At 33.8% G+C, this 275-nt stretch carries 1 pseudogene; it reads left to right on the top strand.

The features are described from left to right. Positions 1-275 (top strand): annotated as a pseudogene (locus ELQ12_RS10035) (hypothetical protein); the annotation flags it as partial.

Here is a 275-nt window from a genome sequence, read left to right as displayed (position 1 = left end):
GATGTAGAAAAAAAAACGAATAAAATTTTATTAAGTGATGGGGGAGCTAAGGTAGGCAAATACACCCAAGAATATTCCAAAGCCCTTTTTGAAGCACACAATATCAAACAAAACTCTCCCTACAAAGACTATCAACCCCAATACCTAGATCCTGAATTTCACACAGGGGAGAAATCTACTTTACTTGAATTTAAAGATTGGCAAAGTATATATTTAAAAGATCCTATCAAAGGAGCTATAGCTCCTTGGACTAAAGCAGAAAAAGCTTATTATAA

This window comes from Campylobacter sp. US25a (assembly GCF_004379075.1).
Taxonomy (GTDB): Bacteria; Campylobacterota; Campylobacteria; order Campylobacterales; family Campylobacteraceae; genus Campylobacter_D; species Campylobacter_D jejuni.
Note: the sequence above shows the minus strand (reverse complement) of the source record. Positions and strands in the feature narration are given on the sequence as shown.